Annotated in this window: 1 protein-coding gene; it reads left to right on the forward strand. The window is 62.0% G+C overall.

From position 1 onward, the window contains the following. Positions 1–3,464, forward strand: a 3,464-nt coding sequence (locus ASU35_RS03275; RefSeq protein WP_147525354.1) for a DUF6531 domain-containing protein, incomplete at both ends; no start/stop codon positions are given.

The following is a 3,464-nucleotide window of genomic DNA, read 5'->3' on the forward strand; positions in this document are numbered from 1 at the left end:
CCGATTGACGTGGCTACCGGGGCATTCCTGATCACGGCAACCGACTTTGTGCTGCCGGATATCCGGGAGGATATCCGCGTGCAGAGGAAATACAATTCCACCAACAAGGAAGCAGGGATCCTGGGACCCGGATGGAGCTTCTCGCATGAAGGCCATCTGTACCGCTCGGGAAACAGGCTCCATGCGAAGCTGGATGGCGGGATTACGGCACTCTTTGAATGGGATGGCTCCCAGGCAGCCAATATCACCAGGGGCTGTGAATGGCTGGAGCTGACCAGAGAGGACGACGGCTGGAGGATCTGCGACGGCAGGGACCACAAATGCTACCACTATGACGGGCAGGGACTGCTGACTGCGGCAGAAGACCGGAACGGACAGTGTGTGCGCCTGTACTATGAGGGGGAGCGGCTGACCCGGATCACGACGCCCCTTGGATATTATCTGGAGGTGGAGATCCGTGACGGCAGGCTGATCCAGACAAGGGACCATACCGGACGAACGGTGCAGTACCGGTATGAGGACGGCCTCCTGTCGGACGTCATCCACATGGATGGAGGGGCCACCCACTATGAGTATGACAGCCATGGCTACCTGGAGCGCGCGGTGGACCAGGCAAAAGTCGCATATCTTGAGAACCGGTATGACGATGCGGGGCGTGTGGTGCTGCAGACGCTGGCAAACGGGGACACCTACCGGGCAGACTACCATCCGGAAAAAAACAGAGTGACGATTGCAAGCAGCGTGCATGACAAAACAGTCGAGCACTGGTATAATGAATGGGGGGAAATCCTCGGGACATCCTACCAGGACGGGACAAGGGAGCTGTATGAATACGGAGGGAACGGACACCGCACCAGCTGGACGGACCGCCTGGGCAGAAAGACCACATGGAAGTATGACGGGGCGGGCAGGCTGACAGAGGAAGTGCAGCCGGACGGGCTCAGGACCGTGCACCGGTATGATGCGGCAGGCAACGAGATCCTCCGGACAGACAGCGCCGGCAGGGAGACGGCGTATGAATATGACGGGCACCATAACCGCATTGCGGAGAGGATGGCAGACGGCCTGCAGGTAAGGGAGAACCGGTCTGCCTATGACTGGATGGGGAGGCGGACGGAAGCCGTCGATGGGGAAGGCAACCGGACACAGTACCAGTACGGGGAGACAGGCGGGAAGCCATCCGCCATCCGGTTCGCAGACGGCGGGACCTGTTCCTTTGAGTACGACAGGGCCGGGCGCATGATGGCGCAGGAGGACGCCTGCGGCAGGACCGAGTACGGCTACAATGCCAGGAACAAACGGGCCCTGGTGCGGGACGGGGAAGGCAACGAGACCCGGTGGATGTATGACGGCATGGGGCGCCTCCTCGCGCTCTACCCGCCAAAGGCATGGAAGGAGCAGCGCGGGGAATACAGCTATTCCTATGACTTCCTCGACCGCCTGGTCCACACGAAAAACCCCGACGGCGGGCATGAGCGCCTGATGCGGGACGGGGAGGGAAACGTCTTGAAGCGGGTGCACCCAAACGCCTATGACCCGTATAAGGATGACGGGGAGGGGACCACCTATGACTATGACAGCGATGGGAACAACATCCGCATCCATTACCCGGACGGGGGATGCGAGCGCATCTTCTATGACAGCGAGGGCAACCGGACCCGCCATGTGATGCCGGAATCCTACGACCCGCAGACCGACGACGGGGAAGGCTGGACCTATACCTATGACGCCTGCAACCGGCTGACCGGAGTGACGGGACCGGACGGGGTGCGCCAGGCGTCGTATGCCTACGACCTGGCGGGCAACCTCACGGAGGAAACCGATGCACAGGGGCGCTGCACCTACCGCAGCTATACCGCATTCGGGGAGCTGAAAGAGCAGCTGAGGCCAGTGCTGGAAGCAGAGGGCACGATGCTCTATGAGAAGACCACATGGCAGTATGACAGATGCGGGAACGTGCTGCTGGAGCAGCGCCATGGCGGGTACTGGGACAGGGACGGCAGGCTGGTGGAGGAGGACGGCGCCGGGCTGGCGCTGCGCTTCACCTACGACAGCAGGAACCGCAGGACCCGCGTGGAGGACGGACTGGGGGCAGCCATCTCCTACCGCTATGACGTGCAGGGGAAGCTGGTCTACGAGGAAAGGGCAGTCTCCGAGGAGGTGCGCCAGGCCATCCATTACCGCTATGACCGTGCGGGGAGGCTCACGGAGCAGAGGGAGGAGCTCGACAGCGGGCTGGCGCCGCTGGAGGGAGAGCCGCGCCATGCGGTGACCCGCTGCCAGTATGATGAGAATGGAAACCGCACCGGGATCGTGACGCCGGAGGGGTACCGCATCCTCCGCAGCTATGACGCCTGCGGCCGCCTGGCATCGGAGCGCGTCATAGACGATAAAAACGGAATCGACCGGACGACCACAGCCACCTATGATCATGCGGGGAACCTTACAAGGATCGTCCGCAGGGGGAAGGGGCTGGGGGAATGGGAGCAGGGATATGGCTATGACCTCAAGGACCGCATCGTCCACGTGGAGGACTGCCTCGGGCCTGTATTTTCCTACGAATACGATAAGAACGACCGGAGGATAGCAGAGCTCCTGCCGCAAGCCGGCGCAAGGGAGACCGGGGAGCCCGGATGCCTGAAAAACCAGAACCGGTACCGTTATGATGTGTACGGCAGACTCCTGGCCAGAACCGACGGTTCCGGCACGGTGCAGGAGGAGAACCGGTACCTCCCGGACGGAAGGCTGGCGCTGTCCAGAGGGGCAGACGGGCAGGAGGCCTGGTACACATACGGCGTCCATGGCGGGGAAACGCAGATCCGCACGGCAAGGAGCCGCAGGGAGGACAGGCCGGCACAGCAGTACCGCTATGACAGCCGTGGAAGGATCACGGGCGTCGCAAACGGCAACGGCAGCGAAACGGGCTATGACCTGGACGCCTGGGGACGCATCCGGAAGATCCGCCAGGCAGACGGCGGGGAGGAAGGCTGCACCTATGACTTCGTGGGCAACATCACCAGCACCAGGGACGCAAACGGCGGCGTGACCACCTACCGCTACAACAGCCAGGGAAAGGTCTGCGAGATCATTGACCAGGAAGGGAACAGCGAGACCTTCCGGTATGACCGTGAGGGGCGCATGGCACTCCATGTGGACCGCAGCGGCAACGAAGTCCGCACCACCTACAACGTGGACGGGAATCCGGTCCTGGAGATTGGAACGGACAGGAACGGGGAGAGCCGTGCCACAAGGAGCTGGGAATATGACACATCAGGCAATGTGAGGAAGGCAGTGGCAGGAGGCTTCTGCTACACATACGAATACCGCCCGGACGGGAAGCTGCTGAAAAAGTCAGCCTCCGGCAGGACTCTGGCTTCCTGCACCTATTTTTCAGACGGCAGCCTGGAAAGCCTGACCGACGCCAGCGGAAGGCCGGTGTTTTATGAGTACGACTGGCGTGGAAA

The organism is Acetivibrio ethanolgignens, from assembly GCF_001461035.1.
GTDB lineage: Bacteria > Bacillota > Clostridia > Lachnospirales > Lachnospiraceae > Velocimicrobium > Velocimicrobium ethanolgignens.